This is a genomic window from Paenibacillus protaetiae, assembly GCF_004135365.1.
In the GTDB taxonomy this organism is placed as follows: domain Bacteria; phylum Bacillota; class Bacilli; order Paenibacillales; family Paenibacillaceae; genus Paenibacillus_AP; species Paenibacillus_AP protaetiae.
This window is the reverse complement of sequence record NZ_CP035492.1, coordinates 2,614,692-2,631,555: the sequence shown is the minus strand read 5'-3', so window position 1 is coordinate 2,631,555 and position 16,864 is coordinate 2,614,692. Positions and strand designations below refer to the sequence as shown.

Annotated in this window: 11 protein-coding genes; 10 read left to right on the top strand and 1 reads right to left on the bottom strand. The window is 53.6% G+C overall.

The window, feature by feature from the left end:
• Positions 1-50: 50 nt before the first annotated feature.
• The 5 genes from purM (at position 51) to ET464_RS12165 (ending at position 6,253) form a co-directional block, all read left to right on the top strand.
• Complete coding sequence (purM, locus tag ET464_RS12185; protein ID WP_129441248.1) at positions 51-1,094, top strand: phosphoribosylformylglycinamidine cyclo-ligase; 1,044 nt, start codon at positions 51-53, stop codon at positions 1,092-1,094.
• A complete protein-coding gene (gene purN / locus ET464_RS12180) occupies positions 1,094-1,702 on the top strand; it encodes a phosphoribosylglycinamide formyltransferase (RefSeq protein ID WP_129441246.1) in 609 nt (202 codons plus the stop codon). The genes purM and purN overlap by 1 nt, the downstream gene beginning before the upstream one ends.
• Before the next feature lie 638 nt (positions 1,703-2,340).
• Positions 2,341-3,888 carry a bifunctional phosphoribosylaminoimidazolecarboxamide formyltransferase/IMP cyclohydrolase gene (gene purH / locus ET464_RS12175; RefSeq protein WP_129441244.1) on the top strand — a complete coding sequence of 516 codons (1,548 nt, stop codon included), beginning with the start codon at positions 2,341-2,343 and terminating at the stop codon, positions 3,886-3,888.
• 277 nt (positions 3,889-4,165) lie between these two features.
• Positions 4,166-5,431: a phosphoribosylamine--glycine ligase gene (gene purD / locus ET464_RS12170; RefSeq protein ID WP_129441242.1), complete on the top strand. Its 1,266-nt coding sequence runs from the start codon at positions 4,166-4,168 to the stop codon at positions 5,429-5,431.
• A gap of 156 nt (positions 5,432-5,587) precedes the next feature.
• The gene (locus ET464_RS12165; RefSeq protein ID WP_129441240.1) at positions 5,588-6,253 is read left to right on the top strand and encodes an ABC transporter ATP-binding protein; all 666 of its coding nucleotides are present in this window, start codon (positions 5,588-5,590) and stop codon (positions 6,251-6,253) included.
• Positions 6,254-6,585: 332 nt separating this feature from the next.
• Here ET464_RS12165 and ET464_RS12160 read toward each other — a convergent pair whose 3' ends face one another.
• Positions 6,586-7,692 (bottom strand): GntR family transcriptional regulator, encoded by a 1,107-nt coding sequence (locus ET464_RS12160; RefSeq protein ID WP_129441238.1) that lies wholly within the window; start codon positions 7,690-7,692, stop codon positions 6,586-6,588.
• A 299-nt stretch (positions 7,693-7,991) separates the two neighbouring features.
• Between ET464_RS12160 and ET464_RS12155 the strand changes: the two genes are divergently transcribed.
• The 5 genes from ET464_RS12155 (at position 7,992) to ET464_RS12135 (ending at position 16,729) form a co-directional block, all read left to right on the top strand.
• Positions 7,992-8,933 (top strand): ABC transporter permease, encoded by a 942-nt coding sequence (locus tag ET464_RS12155; RefSeq protein WP_129441236.1) that lies wholly within the window; start codon positions 7,992-7,994, stop codon positions 8,931-8,933.
• On the top strand, positions 8,927-9,871 hold the full coding sequence (locus ET464_RS12150; protein WP_129441234.1) for a carbohydrate ABC transporter permease: 945 nt from the start codon (positions 8,927-8,929) through the stop codon (positions 9,869-9,871). The genes ET464_RS12155 and ET464_RS12150 overlap by 7 nt, the downstream gene beginning before the upstream one ends.
• Before the next feature lie 63 nt (positions 9,872-9,934).
• Positions 9,935-11,542, top strand: a complete 1,608-nt coding sequence (locus tag ET464_RS12145) for a type 2 periplasmic-binding domain-containing protein (RefSeq protein ID WP_165279989.1) — start codon at positions 9,935-9,937, stop codon at positions 11,540-11,542.
• Positions 11,543-11,656: 114 nt separating this feature from the next.
• A complete protein-coding gene (locus ET464_RS12140) occupies positions 11,657-14,824 on the top strand; it encodes an alpha-mannosidase (protein ID WP_129441230.1) in 3,168 nt (1,055 codons plus the stop codon).
• 252 nt (positions 14,825-15,076) lie between these two features.
• Complete coding sequence (locus ET464_RS12135) at positions 15,077-16,729, top strand: extracellular solute-binding protein (RefSeq protein ID WP_129441228.1); 1,653 nt, start codon at positions 15,077-15,079, stop codon at positions 16,727-16,729.
• The last annotated feature ends 135 nt before the right edge of the window (positions 16,730-16,864 follow it).

Sequence of the window (16,864 nt, the reverse complement as noted above, 5' to 3'; positions counted from 1 at the left end):
GAAGCAACCCCGCCTGTAAGGCCGGGAAACGGATAAAGGAGTGGTAGGTAGTGGCAGAGGCGTACAAAAAAGCCGGCGTGGATATTGCCGCAGGCAACGAAGCCGTTGAACGGATGAAAAAACATGTCAAAACCACGATGCGTCCGGAAGTGCTGACGGATCTCGGCGGCTTTGGCGGGCTGTTTGGCCTGAACAAAGACAAATACGAGGAGCCGGTGCTTGTATCGGGGACGGACGGCGTTGGCACGAAGCTGAAGCTCGCTTTTGCGATGGATAAACATGATACGATCGGCATCGATGCGGTTGCAATGTGCGTCAACGATATTATCGTGCAAGGCGCGGAGCCGCTGTTTTTCCTCGACTACCTGGCAACGGGCAAGGTCGTACCTGAAAAAATCGAAGCGGTTGTCAAAGGCATTGCCGACGGCTGCGTGCAGGCGGGCTGCGCTCTTATCGGCGGCGAAACGGCTGAAATGCCGGGCATGTACCAAGGCGACGAATACGATATCGCAGGCTTTACGGTTGGCGTAGTCGACAAGAAAAAAATTATCGACGGCTCCACAATCGCTCCCGGCGATGTTGTGCTTGGTTTTGCTTCAAGCGGCATTCACAGCAACGGTTATTCGCTTGTCCGCCGCCTGCTGCTGGAAGAAAGCGGCTACAGCCTGGAAGAAACGCTGCCTGAACTGGACGGCGCGAAGCTGGGCGATGTGCTGCTGGAGCCGACCCGCATTTATGTGAAATCCGCCCTGAAGCTGATCGACAGCGTGCAGGTAAAAGGGATGGCGCATATTACAGGCGGCGGTTTCATCGAAAATATTCCGCGCGTATTGCCTGAAGGCGTAAACGTCAATATCGAATACGGCTCTTGGCCGATTTTGCCTATTTTCAAGCTGATGCAAGAAAAAGGCGCCATTACGAACCGCGACATGTTCACGACCTTTAACATGGGGATCGGCCTCGTGATCGTTGTTCCGGAGGATCAAGCGGACGAAGCGCTTCGCGTTGCGGCTGAGCTTGGCGAGAAGGCTTACCGCCTCGGTACGGTTACGGAAGGCAGCCGCATCGTAACCTTTACGGGAGCGGACGTGTAATGGGCAAGCTTCGGATCGCCGTATTTGCGTCAGGCAACGGAAGCAACTTCCAAGCGCTTGTTGACGCGGTCCGGCACGAGAAGCTCGATGTTTCCATCGAGCTTCTTGTTTGTGACAAGCCCGCTGCACGTGTGGTGGAGCGGGCGGCGGAAGCGGGCGTAGACACGTTTCTGTTCAAGCCGAAGGACTATCCGTCCCGTGAGGCGTATGAGACGGAAATACTCGCGGAGCTTGTGCGCCGCGATGTCCAGCTGGTCGTGCTCGCCGGCTATATGCGGATTATTACGCCGGTGCTGGTGGAGGCTTACGAAGGCCGGATGATTAACATTCATCCGTCCCTGCTGCCGGCTTTTCCTGGCGTAAACGCCATCCGCCAGGCGCTGGACCACGGCGTCAAAGTTACCGGCGTATCGGTCCACTTCGTGGACGGAGGGCTCGACAGCGGCCCGATTATCGCGCAGCGGGCCGTCGAAATCGCGGACGGCGATACGGAGTCGTCGCTCGCGGAGCGAATCCATGCGGTGGAGCAGGCGCTCCTGCCGCATGTGGTGCAGTTGATCGCGCACGGCCGCGTTGCCGTGGAGGGGCGGCACGTGCGCGTGGGCTAGCGCGCGGAACGCGCGCAGCCGCTGCCGGCGAAGCGGGCGGCTGTGCCGCAGGCGCGAGCAGGCAGCGCAGCGCGCAGCCATGCTGGCGGAGCGGGCGGGTGCGCCGCAGCAGGTGCGAGCAGGCAGCGCAGCGCGCAGCCATACTGGCGGAGCGGGCGGGTGCGCCGCAGCAGGCGCGAGCACGCGAGCAGGCAGCGCAGTGGCATTACATTCGATTTAACTGCAAAAATGCAGTTAAAATGAGCCGATGTTGGTCGATTTCGCATTTTAAATGTAAAAATGCAGTTGAAATCGCCGTTTTTGCTCGTTTGGCCGGTTTTTGAGAGAAATTACCTGCATTTTTGCAGTTAAACCTTCAATTTAGCGATTTAATCGAACATTTAAATGCATTTTTACATTTGGCATTGGCATTAAACAGACCGCATGACGACCAGCGCTAATTTACAGTAAGTAGTGTAACAACGGCGGCTTAGGCGGTAAGTTGCAGGATATACGCAACAACTAACGTAACGTATGAGCACGTTAGCTGCCACATTGCATCACGGCAACGCCGGATGAGGGGCTGCAAAATCATGTGGCGAATGAGCTGATGAATCATAAAGCAGCTTCTATAAACATTTTTTTGAGGAGGATTTCGGGTGGCTATTCGTAGAGCGTTAATTAGTGTGTCCGACAAATCGGGGATTGTTGAGTTTTCGCGCGAGCTTGCAAGTCAAGGCGTGCAAATTATTTCGACGGGCGGCACGTTCAGCCTGCTGCAAAAAGAAGGCGTTCCGGTTATCGGCATTTCCGATGTGACGGGATTCCCGGAAATTTTGGACGGCCGCGTTAAAACGCTCCATCCGGCTGTACACAGCGGCCTGCTTGCGGTGCGCGACGATGAAGAGCATCAAAAAGCGATGAAAGAGCTTGGCCTCGACTACATTGATCTGGTTGTCGTGAACCTGTATCCGTTTAAAGAAACGATCGCGAAACCGGACGTGACGTATGAAGATGCGATCGAAAATATTGATATCGGCGGTCCTACGATGCTCCGTTCGGCAGCAAAAAACCACGCGTTCGTGACGGTTGTTGTGGACAGCAGTGACTATGCGGGCGTGCTTGAAGAGCTGAAAGCGGAAGGCGATACAACGCTTGCTACGCGCAAACGTCTTGCGGCGAAAGTATTCCGCCATACGGCTTCCTACGACTCCCTCATCTCCGACTACCTGTCGAAGCAAGTGGGCGAGCCGCTTCCTGAATCCTATACGGTTACGTACGAAAAAGTGCAGGATCTCCGCTATGGCGAAAATCCGCACCAAAAAGCAGCCTTTTACCGCAAGCCGCTGGCGGAAGCGGGCAGCTTGACGGCTGCCGAACAGCTGCACGGCAAAGAGCTGTCGTACAACAATATCAACGACGCCAACGCGGCGCTGGCGATCGTGAAAGAGTTCAACGAGCCGGCAGTCGTTGCGGTGAAGCATATGAATCCTTGCGGCGTAGGCATCGGCCAAGACATTCACGAAGCGTACCAAAAAGCATACGCAGCCGACCCGACTTCGATTTTTGGCGGCATTGTAGCTGCAAACCGGACACTTGGCGCGGAAACGGCTCAGCTGCTGAGCGAAATTTTCCTCGAAATCATCATCGCGCCGGACTTTACGCCTGAAGCGCTTGAAATTTTGACGAAGAAGAAAAACATTCGCCTGCTCAAAATCGGCGAGCTGGAAGCGGCCGGCGAGCGCAAGCCGGAATGGCTCGTGACGTCAGTTGCCGGCGGCATGCTCGTGCAGGAAAGCGACGTGCACAGCTTGACTGAAGCGGATCTGACGGTCGTAACGGACCGCAAGCCAACGGAAGAGGAAATGAAGCAGCTTCTGTTCGCTTGGAAAATCGTGAAGCACGTCAAATCGAATGCAATCCTGCTCGCTAGCGATAGCATGACGGTTGGCGTTGGCGCGGGCCAAATGAACCGCGTAGGCGCGGCTCGTATCGCAATCGAGCAAGCTGGCGAGAAGGCAGTTGGCTCCGTGCTCGCTTCGGATGCTTTCTTCCCGATGGGCGATACGCTCGAAATCGCGGCAAAAGCCGGCATCACGGCGGTTATTCAGCCGGGCGGCTCGATCAAGGACGCGGAGTCGATTGCGGTTGCCAATGCCAACAACATGGCAATGGTTGTAACCGGCGTACGCCACTTCAAACACTAATCAACCACAGGTCCGGATGACAATGGACTCGGCGAACGTTGACCCGGAACACGTAGATGGGGTGAACGGTGACCGGGCGGTACACGTAAATTCGGTGAACGTGTAGCCGGTAAATGTAAATTCTGCGGTTCCGATAAACATGAATCCGGCAAGTTGACAAGAGGGAGCCCCATATACGGCGCGGTACAAGCGGTGGGCGGCTCCCTTTTTGATCATCGAGCGGCGGCAGGAGATGCAATAATAGCAGGAAGCTCTAACAATTGCGGGGGTAGAATACGTGCGTATTTTAGTTATCGGCGGCGGCGGACGAGAGCATGCAATCGTCTGGGCGCTCAAAAAAAGCGAAAAAGTGAAGGATATTTATTGCGCGCCGGGCAACGCGGGCATCGCGCAGCTGGCCGAATGCGTGCCGATTGCTGTAAACCAGTTCGGCGAGCTGGTGCAGTTTGCGAAGGATTCGGCGATTGATCTTGTGTTTGTCGGCCCGGACGATCCGCTGGCGGAAGGCATCGTGGATGCTTTCGAAGCGGCTCAAATTCCGGTATACGGACCGAACAAAGCGGCAGCGGAAATCGAAGGCAGCAAAATTTTTATGAAAAATCTGCTTCATAAATACAACATTCCGACAGCGAAATATGCCACATTCACGGACTATGAAACGGCCGCGAATTACCTTGGCAAGCAAAGTATTCCGGTCGTAATTAAAGCGGACGGCCTTGCCGCGGGCAAAGGCGTTACTGTTGCCTACTCGATGGAGGAAGCGCAGCAGGCGCTTCGCGAAGCGATGGTCGACAAAGTGTTTGGCGACTCCGGCAACCAGATCGTCATCGAAGAGTTCCTGGAAGGGCAAGAAATGTCCATCCTTGCTTTCGTTGACGGAGAAACCGTACGCCCGATGGTAGCGGCGCAGGACCATAAGCCGGTATTCGACAACGACAAAGGCCCGAACACAGGCGGTATGGGCACGTATTCCCCGCTGCCGCATATCGACCCGGCTCTTATTGAGGATGCGGTTACCAACATTATCAAGCCGACAGCCAAAGCGATGGTCAGCGAAGGCCGCCCGTTCCGCGGCGTATTATTTGCCGGCCTTATGATAACGAAAGACGGCGTGAAAACGATCGAGTTTAACGCGCGCCTGGGCGATCCGGAAACGCAAGTCGTTTTCCCTCGCCTGAAAACGGATCTGCTTGACATCGTGTTGGCTTCGCTGAATGGCTGCCTCGACCAAATCGATATCGCCTGGAGCGATGAAGCAGCGGTTTGCGTGATCGCGGCATCTGAAGGCTACCCGGCTTCGTATCCAAAAGGCCGCGCCATTACCGGCCTTGCCGAAGCGGAAGCGCAAGGCGCGCTTGTATTCCATGCCGGCACAGCGGAGAAGGACGGCCAAGTCGTGACGAGCGGCGGCCGCGTGCTCGGCATCGTTGGCCTTGGCCGCGACATCGCGGAAGCGCGCGCCCGCGCGTACGAAGCGGTGAGCGTGATCCATTTTGACGGCATGCATACCCGCAGCGACATTGCGATGAAGGCATTGCGCTAGGCTGTATCACGCAGCGGCATTCCAATTGTCGAGCTGTTGCTGGAATACGGCAGGCTAGAAGGAAGGAAGCGGTGCTTTATTGCACAGCTTCCTTCTTTTATTTTGCCGCGAAATAGAAACAAGCCTTCGGAATAACTATAGTAAGGGGTGATCCGAATGGCCATTGTGGAGATGGAGGACATTTCGAAATTTTACCGGACGGGCGGGCAGAAGTTTGCGGTTTTGGATCACATTTCACTCGAGGTGCGGCAAGGCGAATTTGTTGCAATTCAAGGGCCGTCCGGCTCGGGCAAATCGACGCTGATGAACATTATGGGCTGCCTGGATCAGGCAGACGGCGGAACGTATACGCTGGACGGCAAAAAGGTTTCGGCAATGAGCGATAATCAGCTGGCGGATATGCGAAACCGGAAGATCGGGTTCGTGTTTCAGAGCTACAACCTTCTGCCGGGCTTATCTGCTTTCGATAATGTGGAGCTGCCGCTCATTTACCAAGGGAAGCGGAGCAGCGAGAGGCGCAAAGCGTCACTTGAAATGCTGGAGGCAGTCGGGCTGAGCGCCCATCTTCGCCATAAGCCGTCCGAATTATCCGGCGGCCAGCAGCAAAGAGTTGCCATAGCACGTGCGCTCGCAACCGCGCCTTCCATTTTGCTGGCTGACGAGCCAACGGGCGCGCTTGATTCCCGGAACGGCGCTGAAGTTATGAGCCTGCTCGCCAAGCTGCACGCAAACGGGATGACCATTATTCTCATTACCCACGACCACCAGGTAGCCGCCCGCGCAGAACGGGTAATTTACATTCGGGATGGCACGATTGCTTAGGGGAGAAAAACAACAATAGAAGAAGTCCGCTTTTCTTAAGCGGGTTCCTTCTATTGTTGTTTAGACGAAGGGGAATCAACTTGCATGAAAAAATTGCAGTTGTTTTCATCAATCGACGGCTCAATTTTAAGGTAAAATTCGGGGCTGTAGTATCTTTACCACATGCGAGTGTGGACTGTAACCCGTAAGAGGTCACTTTTTTCAAAGCGCGGGTTACAGTTCCGTTATACACTCGCGTGTGGTTTCCTTTGTTCTATGAACTGCACTCTATCCAGTGCCGAATGAATCGGGCGGCATGAAACCACCGGCCCCCCCATATTTCCATCAACCTCCTACGATTTCACAGAGTGAAGCGGGGCGGCGGTCGACTGGCGTTTCAGCAGCTCGGTAGGCAGCAATACCTTCTGCTTAGGCTGGCGCGGGTCGTCCATGACTTTCAGCAGCAGCTTGGCGGATTCCTTGCCGATGAGGCGCTCCTGCTGCACGACGACGGTTGGCGTCGTCACATGCAGGTTAGGAAATTCGATGTCGTCAAAAAAAGCGACGGACAGCCGTTCGGGTACGGACAAGCCAAGCTGCTTGGCTGCTTCGAGCACCGCTTGACCGACGCCGGAGTTTTCGGCGAATACGGCCGTGATGTCCGGATTTGCTTCCAGAAAGTCTACAATATCCTGCGGGCTGACCACTTTTGCCCGGTGATGGTGAAAGATCGGCATGCCGGAGTCGACCAGCGCTTTCTCGTAACCGGCAAGACGTTCTTCCATGCTGCTTGTAAACGGCGGGCTTGCCGACAGGTATGCGACGGACGTATGTCCGAGCTCAATCAGATGTTTGGTGGCTGCATAAGCGCCGCCTTCATGGTCCGAGCAAACGCAATGCATCGAAAGTCCCGGCAAATCCCGGTCAATCAGCACAATCGGAAAGTCGGACATGCTCAGCTGGACAATTTCCTCATTATATTTTTCCCCGTCTGCCGGAAAAATCAATATTCCTCGCACCCCTAGTTCAAGCGCCTCTTGAATCAGCTGTTTTTCCTTGATCAGGCAGCCGTCGGATTTGGAAAAGACGACTTTATGCCCATGCTGCGACAATTCTTCTTCAATGCCGCTTAGCAGCAGAGCGGTAAATGAATTGTTCAGCACCGGCGTGATATAAGCAACAAGCGGGTGGGAAGCAGGCTCTTCCTTCCGGTACAAGGCCGGCTCTCCGCCGCTGACAGAAACAAAGGAGCCTTTACCTTGAATGCGGTAAATGATGCCTTCTTGCACAAGACTGTCCAGCGCATTTTTGACGGTAATGCGGCTGACGCCGAATTGGGCGGCCAGCTCATTTTCGGAGGGCAGACGGTCGCCTTCACGCCACTTTAGCTGCTGGATTTGATCATTGACATATTTCCGAATCTGGACGTAATGCGGGACTCGTTTGGTTGGCTGATCCATTGCTTTGATCTCCTCGAATGTTAATATAACAAATATACAACTTACTTGAATCAATGTAAATAATTTCTTGACGGTTTTTAAGGGCAATGGTAATATACAGACAACAATATTTACATGTAAATAGGTTATATCACAAATATACAAGTTTAGGGGGTGTACATAAGGGAGGGCAGTTGCTGGAGGGATCGTCTGAGGCTTGAGACTGTCGTCAAGCGGATCAATCTGGAAATGTCCAAATTCGTTCAGGTTATTGTTGTAAACGCTTACTCGAACATCAATCAACGAATTGAGGTGCCCGCATGCTGGAAGCCAAGCTGGATCGTCAGCCCCGTCGCCAACTGTCGGTGTTGATGAAGACGGTATGGAGGTACCGGTTTATGTACCTGTTATTTATACCGGCGATTATTTATTTTGTTGTATTCGCTTACATTCCCTTTTATGGGCTGACCATTGCATTCAAAAAGTATATGGCGTTTAAAGGCATCGCCGCAAGCCCGTGGGTCGGCTGGGACAACTTCCATTACATTTTTTCGTCAGACAAATTTTTAGCCGTCTTGAAAAACACCATCATCATCCATATGTACGGCCTTATATTCGGCTTCCCGATTCCGATCCTGTTTGCCATTATGCTGAATGAAGTTAAGGCGTTATGGTTCAAAAAGACGATTCAGACCGTTACCTACTTCCCGCACTTCTTGTCATGGATCGTGTTTGCGGGCATCGCCATTAACTTTGTCGGGCCAACGGGCATTATTAACACCATTTTGACGAATGCGGGCATGAACCCCATCCAGTTCCTGACGGATACGCATCTGTTCCGGCCGGTACTGATCGTAACCGGTATCATTAAAGAGTTTGGCTGGGGAGCTATCATTTATTTGGCGGCCATCACCGGGATCGATCCGGAGCTGTATGAAGCGGCGAGAGTGGACGGCGCCAAGCGGATGCGGCAAATATGGCATATTACGCTGCCGGGCATGCGTCCGATTATCGTCCTCATGTTTGTGCTGAACCTTGCGAGTCTGCTGGACGCCGGCTTTGACCAAGTGTTCAACATGTATAATCCTTCCGTATATGATGTGGCGGACATTATTGATACGTATGTGTACCGGATCGGTATTTTGTCCAACGATTATTCGCTGGCTACAGCGGTGGGCATCTTCAAAGGCGTCATTAGCTGCGTGCTTATTATTTCGGCCAATTCGATGGTGAAGAAATGGGAGGGAAGATCGCTATGGTAACGGAAGCCGGAACAGCTGCTGCAAAGGAACAACGAGTCGTCCGGTCTACAGGTTCTTCCCTGCTGAACCAAAATCCGTGGTGGGCGCAAACGCTTATTTACATCGGGCTGCTGCTGCTGGGGCTGGTTACGTTTATTCCAATCCTGAACGTGCTGGCGATCTCATTCAGCGAAGCTTCGCAAATCCGCCTGCACCCGATGATGCTGTTTCCGTATCACTTTACTTTAAGCGCTTACAAATACATTTTTGGGACTCCGGTTCTTACCCGTTCCTTTATGGTGACGGTCTTTATTACCGTAGCCGGGACGTTCAGCAACCTCTTGTTTACCGCTTCCGCGGCTTACGGGCTGTCGAAGCGAAAGGTGCCGGGCTACTCGTTTTTCACTTGGATCATCATCATTCCGATGCTGATCGGAGCGGGGCTTATTCCTTACTACATCTTGATGAAAAACTTGGGCCTGCTTGATTCATTGTGGGTATTTATCGTCGGCGGCCTTGTATCTCCGTTCAACTTTGTCCTGATGCGCAACTTTTTCTGGTCGATCCCGGAGGGGCTGGAGGAATCGGCTTCCATCGACGGGGCCGGCGAACTGACGATATTGTGGAAAATTATATTGCCGCTGTCGAAGCCGGTTATCGCAACGGTCGGCTTATTTTACGCCGTGGGCCACTGGAACGATTATTTTACGGGGCTTATCTTCATTAACGATAACGCCAAATGGCCGCTGCAAGTGGTGCTCCGCTCGATCATTATCGACCAGAACATGATGAACATGGGGGCGATCCCGCAAATTATGGACCCGTCCAAGATCGTGATCACGCCGGATAATATTAAAGCGGCGGCCATTATATTCGCCATCGCGCCGATTATGGTGACGTACCCGTTCCTGCAAAAGTATTTCGTCAAAGGCATTATGATCGGTTCCGTTAAAGGTTAAGCAATGACAGCCCGAATTAAAACCGGGTTCTCATAAATACAAATTAAAGGGGAATGGATGCCAATGAAAAAGGCTGCAGCACTGTTAGTTTCCGCACTTTTTCTAACTTCGATTGTCGGATGCTCCAGTTCAAACGGGAATGAAAACGCGGGTTCGGCAGCGCCAACTCAATCGTCCGACAGCGGTTCGGGCAGCACTGCCGATACGGGCAGCAAAAGCGCGCCGACGAAATTCTCGTATTTGAAGCCGGTATGGGGCCCTGCCACGTATCAAAAAGGTGGCGCATTCGAGAAAGAGCTGTTTGAAAAAGCAAACGTCAACATCGACGTGCAAATCGTGCCGGTTACCGACTATGACACGAAAGTGAAAACGATTGTTGCATCCGGCGAAATTCCGGACGTCATGTGGGGTTCCGGCCCTGGAGACGCCTTCTTCCGGGAGACGCAGGAGCAGGGCGCTTTCTTGAAAATCAACGACTACCTGGATAAATACCCGGCGGTGAAAGAAGCGGTGCCGCAATCCATCTGGGATATGCTGAAAGATAAAGACGGCAATATTTATTTCCTGCCGAACACGGTTAATCCGGATGTGGCATTCCTGATGTATTACCGCAAAGACTGGTTTGAACAATTAAACATTCCGGAGCCGAAAACCGTCGACGATCTGGTTGCCGCGCTGCAAAAGTTCAAAGATACGCCGATTAACGGCCAGAAAAAAATTCCGCTGACCGTCAGCGACATGTGGACGTTTAAAGATTTGGCAACGTCGTGGGGTGCAAGCTTCAGCGGCTGGCAGCCGGCGAAGGATGATCCGAACAAGCTTGTGCCGTCTTATATGTCGCCGGAGCAAAAAGATTTCTATTTCTGGGTGCAGAACCTCAGCAAAAACGGCTTGGTTGACCCGGATCTGCTTGTCAGCCCGAACGCTTCCAAATCCGAAGACAAATTTAAAGCGGGCAATGTAGCGGTACTCATCTCGCATTATAACAACTATCCGACTATCGTTAACGATTTGAAAAAGACGGATCCAAACGGCGAAGTCGGCATCATTTCGCCGCTCGTTGGGCCAACGGGCATTAAAGGCGGCGTGCGCGCCGTATTGCCGATCGACCGCGGGTTCTATATTTCGGCCAAAGCGAAAGATCCGGACGGCATTTTCCGTTATTTGAACTGGGAGCTGACGGAAGGCCATAACATGATGAAATACGGCGTGGAAGGCAAAAACTATGAAGTGAAAGACGGCAAAATCATTCCGTTCCCGGAAGACAAAATTCCGGACGATTACAAACGCCCGCAAATGGAGCCGTTCTGGTCGCTGACGCCGTTTAGCGATTCGGGCATGGTGGACTGGAATTACAACAAGGACTGGATGGCGAGCCTCGGCGAATCCGACCTGTATGATTATTACAAGAGCAAATACGAGGAATATTCGCAGAACGAATTCCCGGATTACCGGAATCCGTTTATTCCGAGCCAAACCGAAAGCGAAATCGGCTCTAAAATTTACGAAGACAATATGAACAGCATTGTGAGCGGCGTTGTCATTAACCATAAGCTGACTCCGGAAGACTGGGATAAGCATGTTCAGGATTGGCTGAAAGCCGGCGGCAGCAAAATCATTGATGAAGTGAATGCGAACCAGACAGACAAATCCAAGCCGTCTTATAAATAAGCGAATAAGCGTTAAAGAAGCACATACAAGAAGCCTGCCCCAGCTTGTCAGGGGGCAGGCTTCTCTGCTTCAACAAGCGCGGGAGATTCGGATAAATAGAAAGGGTGAAACCTTGTGATTAACGGCAAGCAGATCGAACGCACTTTGCAAAAAGTAAAGCGGCTGGGGGAGCATTACAGCCAGTACCTATACGAGCGGGCGGATACCGTGGAGGTCACCTATTGGGAGACGATGGAGCATCTGTACGAGGTGCCTGCCGGAGAGAACTGGCAGCCTGCGCACAAAGGAACCAAGTGGGGCAGCCCCGGCGGTTCGATCTGGTTTAAAGGGACGTATCGGATTCCCGAACGGCTGCATGGCCAAAAGCTGTACATAGAAGCGAAAACCGATGCGCATGAAACGATGTTATGGGTAGACGGCACGCCGCGCGGCATCTACAATGCGAAACGCAACGCCGGTCAGCTCGGTTTCCATACGGCGCTTATCCTTACCGGGCAGGCGGAAGCCGGCCGGACGGTGGAACTGGCATTCGAAGGGTACGCCGGCAAACCGATTGTCGGGACGCAGCCCTACCAAAGCTATGCATCCGACGATACGTATGCGAGCCCCTACAACCGCGAATTTGACGGCATCTATATCCATGTGCGCCGAGAAGATGTGAACGAATTTCTTTATGACGTCAAAACCCTGGTGCAGATTGCTTCCGCGCCAAGCACCGATCCGTTCCGGAAAGGGCAAATCGTAAACGGCTTGATCGACGTGTTCGAGGCAGCGGTGCAAAAGCCGGAAGAAACGGAAGAGCATGTGTGGCGAGCGGGGCTTGCCGCTGCCATCCAGCGGATGAAGCCGCTGCTGGCCAAATCCAACGGCGATTCCGCGCCGTCCGCCGGCATTATCGGCCATTCGCATATGGACACCGCATGGCTGTGGACACGTGACGAGGTCATTCGCAAATGCGCCCGGACGTACGCCAATGCCCTCAATCTGATGGAGCATTATCCGGAATATGTTTTTATCCAAAGCTCGCCATTCCATGCCGAGCTGATGCGCCGGCATTATCCGGCTGTGTTTGAAGGCATCGTGAAGCGGGTTGCCGAAGGGCGCTGGGAGCCGACAGGCGGCTCCTGGATTGAGCCAGACTGCAATTTAACATCGGGCGAATCGCTGATCCGCCAGTTTTTGAAAGGACAGCGCTATACGCGGAAATATTTCAACTATACGGCGGATACGTTCTGGCTGCCGGATACGTTTGGCTACAGCGCGGCGATTCCGCAAATGTTGAAAGGCGTCGGTATTACCTCCTTCCTGACGACCAAGCTGAGCTGGAATGATACGAACCGGTTCCCTTACGACTCTTTTATATGGAAAGGGCTCGACGGGACGCCGGTGCTGACGCATTTTAACCATATACACTGCTGGCCGGATGCCGAGACGATTATCGGGCGCATCTATGGTTCGGAAGGCGACCGGAACGACATCCAGCACAAGCAGGTGAATGATCGACGGTTAATATCATACGGCTACGGGGACGGCGGCGGCGGCCCGCATGACGGAATGCTGGAAGCGGCAAGAAGGCTGGAAGACGTAGAGGGCGTGCCCAAAACAGCGCATACGACGGTCAGCGCTTTTATGGAGGAATTGCGTGATACGTCGCGGCTGCCGGTGTATGCCGGCGAGCTTTATTTTGAAGGACACCGCGGCACGTTGACCCAAATGGCGCAAATTAAGCGGAACAACCGTAAAGCGGAAATTGCGCTGCGGGATTTGGAAATGCAGGTGGTGCTGGCGGCGCTGCAAGACGGGCGGCAGGACCTGGCAGCGCCGAAAGCGCAGCTGGAAGAGTTGGAGGAACTGCTTCTGATCAACCAGTTCCATGATATATTGCCGGGCACATCCATTCCGGAGGTGCATGACCGCGCGATCCGCGAAGTGGGCGGAATCATCGCGGAGGCCGAAAAGTTATCCCGTAAACTCCGGCAGGAAGCAGCGCAAGGCGAAGAAGAGATGACGGTTTGGAACACGTTAAGCTGGGCGCGCCGCGGGCAGTTTGTGACGGATGCCCGCGAGGACGGACGCGTTCCGGCCGGCGACTCTGTTATCACGCAAAGCTTCACCGATCTGAACGGCCGGGCCAAGCTGGCGGTAGGCGGCATTACGGTACCCGCTCTCAGCCATGTGTCCGTGCCGCTTGGCAGCCGGGCAGCCGCCGCTGGCAGTGCGGCAAGCGCAAGCCCGTTCAAGTACGACGGCCGTACGTTGCAGACGCCGTTTGCGGCTATCGTATTTGATGAGCACGGTTATATGACCTCTTTTACCGATTTGCCGAGCGGCCGGGAGCTTGTGCGGGGAGAGCAGCCGCTTAATGCGCTGCTGATGGGTGAAGATGTGCCGCTTGCCTGGGATAACTGGGATATCGACCAGGACAGCAAGCTGAAGCTGGAGAAGCAGACGAACCTGCTATCGCGCGAGGTTGCGGCGGACGGGCCGCTGCAGTTCAGGATACGCAGCGTGTACCGGATCGGCAGCCGTTCGGAGCTGAAGCAGGATATTGTGTTTTACGCCGATGACGCACGGATTGATTTCGAAACGGTTATCGACTGGAAGGACCGCTACCAGCTGCTGAAAGCGGGATTTGATGTGCAGGTGCTTGCGGGCAGCGCGCGCCATGAAGTGCAGTTCGGGCATGTCGAACGCCCGACTCACCGCAACACGGTGTATGATCAAGCGATGTTTGAGGTATGCAATCATAAATGGACGGATCTGTCGGAAAACCGGTTTGGCGTTGCGGTGCTTAACGATTGCAAATACGGCATTTCGGTAGAGGAATCGGATATCCGGCTGACCTTGCATAAAGGCGGCTGCCATCCGGACCCGCGCGGCGACGAAGGCGTTCATGAGGTGACGTATTCCTTCCTGCCGCATAACAGCGGATTCCAGGCAGAATCGGTTATACGCCCGGCTTATGAGCTGAACATGCCGCTGAACGTTTCGGAAGGCCGTCACCGCGCGGATAACAATCCGCTGTTTACCGTGGATGCGCCCAACGTGATCGTTGAGGCGGTAAAGCCGGCCGAAGAGGAGAATGCCTATATCGTAAGGCTGTACGAAGCGGAGCGCTCGGCAGCTGCGGCAACTCTTTCCTTTGGGCATCGTCCTGCCAAAGTAGCCGTCACGAACATGCTGGAGGAGGAGCAGTCGCTTCTTCCGGTGAGTCAATCCGGTGAAGTGAAGCTGCAATTGAAAGCTTTCGAGATTGTAACCCTGAAGGTGCAATTTTCGTAATCAATACCGCGGAAACCGCGCCGCTGCAACGTTTTTTAGACAATAAGCCAGCCCTTTACGGGCTGGTTTTTTTGTTTTTATAAATGCGATTGTACAAATTGCGATTTTACTGAAAGCGCTTGCATAAGAAATTGGAATTGAATTGGAGAAATTGCGCATATCGGCCCGGCTGCTGCTTCCCTTAAGCTTGGATTGAAGATGCAGCGGGATCATCAGCCGCATTCTTCAATTCAATAATGGAGGAAAACGAGTATGAGAAAAAAGTTGACTTCTGGGTTAGTCATCGCTTTGTTAGGCTCGATGCTAGTCGCTTGCTCATCCGGAGGGGGTAACAACAACAGCAATACCGGTGATAAAAATACAGGCACCGGCGGCAATGCTGAAGCAACCAATTCGGCTGGAGCTGAAGCAACAACTTATCCGATCAAAACGGATAAGACATTGTCCTACTGGGCTGAGCTGACAGGCAATCTGGTTGGCGTAAAACCGTCTTTTGAAGAAGTGCCGTTCTTCCAGCAGTGGCAAAAGAACACCGGCGTTCCGCTCAAATTCATCTCGCCGCCAAGCGGCGAAGCGAAAGAAGCGCTTAACGTTATGCTTGCTTCGGGCGAGCTGCCGGACATGATCGAATACAACTTCCTGTCGTTCCCTGGCGGTCCTGAAAAAGCGATCAAAGACGGCTATATTTTGAAGCTGAACGATCTCATCGACAAATACGCGCCTAACTTGAAAAAATATTTGCAGGAGCATCCGGATATCGACAAAATGGTCAAAACGGACAACGGAAGCTACTATACGTTCCCATTCATCCGCGGCGACCAATACCTGCAAATCTTCCAAGGCCCGATCGTGCGCAAAGACTGGCTGGATGAGCTGGGCTTGCCTGTACCGGAAACGATTGACGACTGGACGAATATGCTGCGTGCGTTCAAAGAGAAAAAAGGCGCAGCCGCGCCATTGTCCTTCAACAGCAAACCTAGATTTTTCAACGACTCCGGCAACGGCGTATTTATGGGCGCTTTCGGCGTAACCCGTGGCTTCTATCAAGAAGACGGCCAAGTGAAATTTGGACCGGCTGAACCGGGCTTCAAACAATATTTGCAGCTGTTCCACGACTGGTATGCAGAAGGCCTGATCGATAAGAATGCTGCAACAGCCGACTCCAAAGCGGTGGACAGCAATGTGGCATCCGGCGCAACCGGCGCGATGATCGGCAATGCCGGCGGCGGTATCGGCAAATGGCAGCCGCTGGTTGAAGCGAAGGATCCAAAAGCTTTGCTGGTTGCAGCGCCGTACCCAGTGCTGAACAAAGGCGAGAAACCGAAGTTCGGCCAACGCACCGATGCTTATTCGTCGGAAGGCACAGTTGCGGTTACGGCCAAGTCCAAAAATGCGGAGCTTGCCGTCAAAATGCTCGACTATGGCTACAGCGACGAAGGTCATATGTTCTTTAACTTCGGTACGGAAGGCGTCAGCTACAACATGGTTAACGGCTATCCAACCTACACAGACCTGCTGATGAAAAACCCGGATAAACTCGCTCCGGCGCAAGCGATCTCGATGTATGCGCGCGGCAGCTATAACGGGCCGTTCGTACAAGACAAACGTTATGCCGAACAGTTCTTCGCTCTGCAAACGCAGCGTGATGCGATCGGCGTCTGGGCGAACACCGATGCGGAGAAATACAACCTGCCGCCGATTACGCCTACACCGGAAGAGAGCACGGAATATGCAACAATTATGAACGATATCAATACGCTCGTGGATGAAATGACGATCAAAATCATTTTGGGTGACGAGCCGGTAGACAGCTTTGACAGCTATGTGCAAAAAATGAAATCGCTGAAGCTGGACCGCGCGATTGAAATTGAAACGGCTGCGCTGCAACGCTACAACAGCCGCTAATTGCCCGGCGAAAGCCGCTTCCTGCGGCTTGTAACAACCGCCGCAAGAAGCGGCAGCGCGGGGCTGCCGCGGAGGTGCAGGCAAAGCGCGCATCTCCCGGTTCCCCGTAGCTGCGACCGAGGGGGGAAGTTTCCC

Excerpts from the sequence above, each read along its gene's own strand:
- ET464_RS12165 (WP_129441240.1), top strand. The coding sequence starts at position 5,588 with ATGGCCATTGTGGAGATGGAGGACATTTCGAAATTTTACCGGACGGGC.
- ET464_RS12145 (WP_165279989.1), top strand. The coding sequence starts at position 9,935 with ATGAAAAAGGCTGCAGCACTGTTAGTTTCCGCACTTTTTCTAACTTCG.
- ET464_RS12135 (WP_129441228.1), top strand. The coding sequence starts at position 15,077 with ATGAGAAAAAAGTTGACTTCTGGGTTAGTCATCGCTTTGTTAGGCTCG.
- purN (WP_129441246.1), top strand. The coding sequence starts at position 1,094 with ATGGGCAAGCTTCGGATCGCCGTATTTGCGTCAGGCAACGGAAGCAAC.
- ET464_RS12150 (WP_129441234.1), top strand. The coding sequence starts at position 8,927 with ATGGTAACGGAAGCCGGAACAGCTGCTGCAAAGGAACAACGAGTCGTC.
- ET464_RS12160 (WP_129441238.1), bottom strand. The coding sequence starts at position 7,692 with ATGGATCAGCCAACCAAACGAGTCCCGCATTACGTCCAGATTCGGAAA.
- ET464_RS12155 (WP_129441236.1), top strand. The coding sequence starts at position 7,992 with ATGCTGGAAGCCAAGCTGGATCGTCAGCCCCGTCGCCAACTGTCGGTG.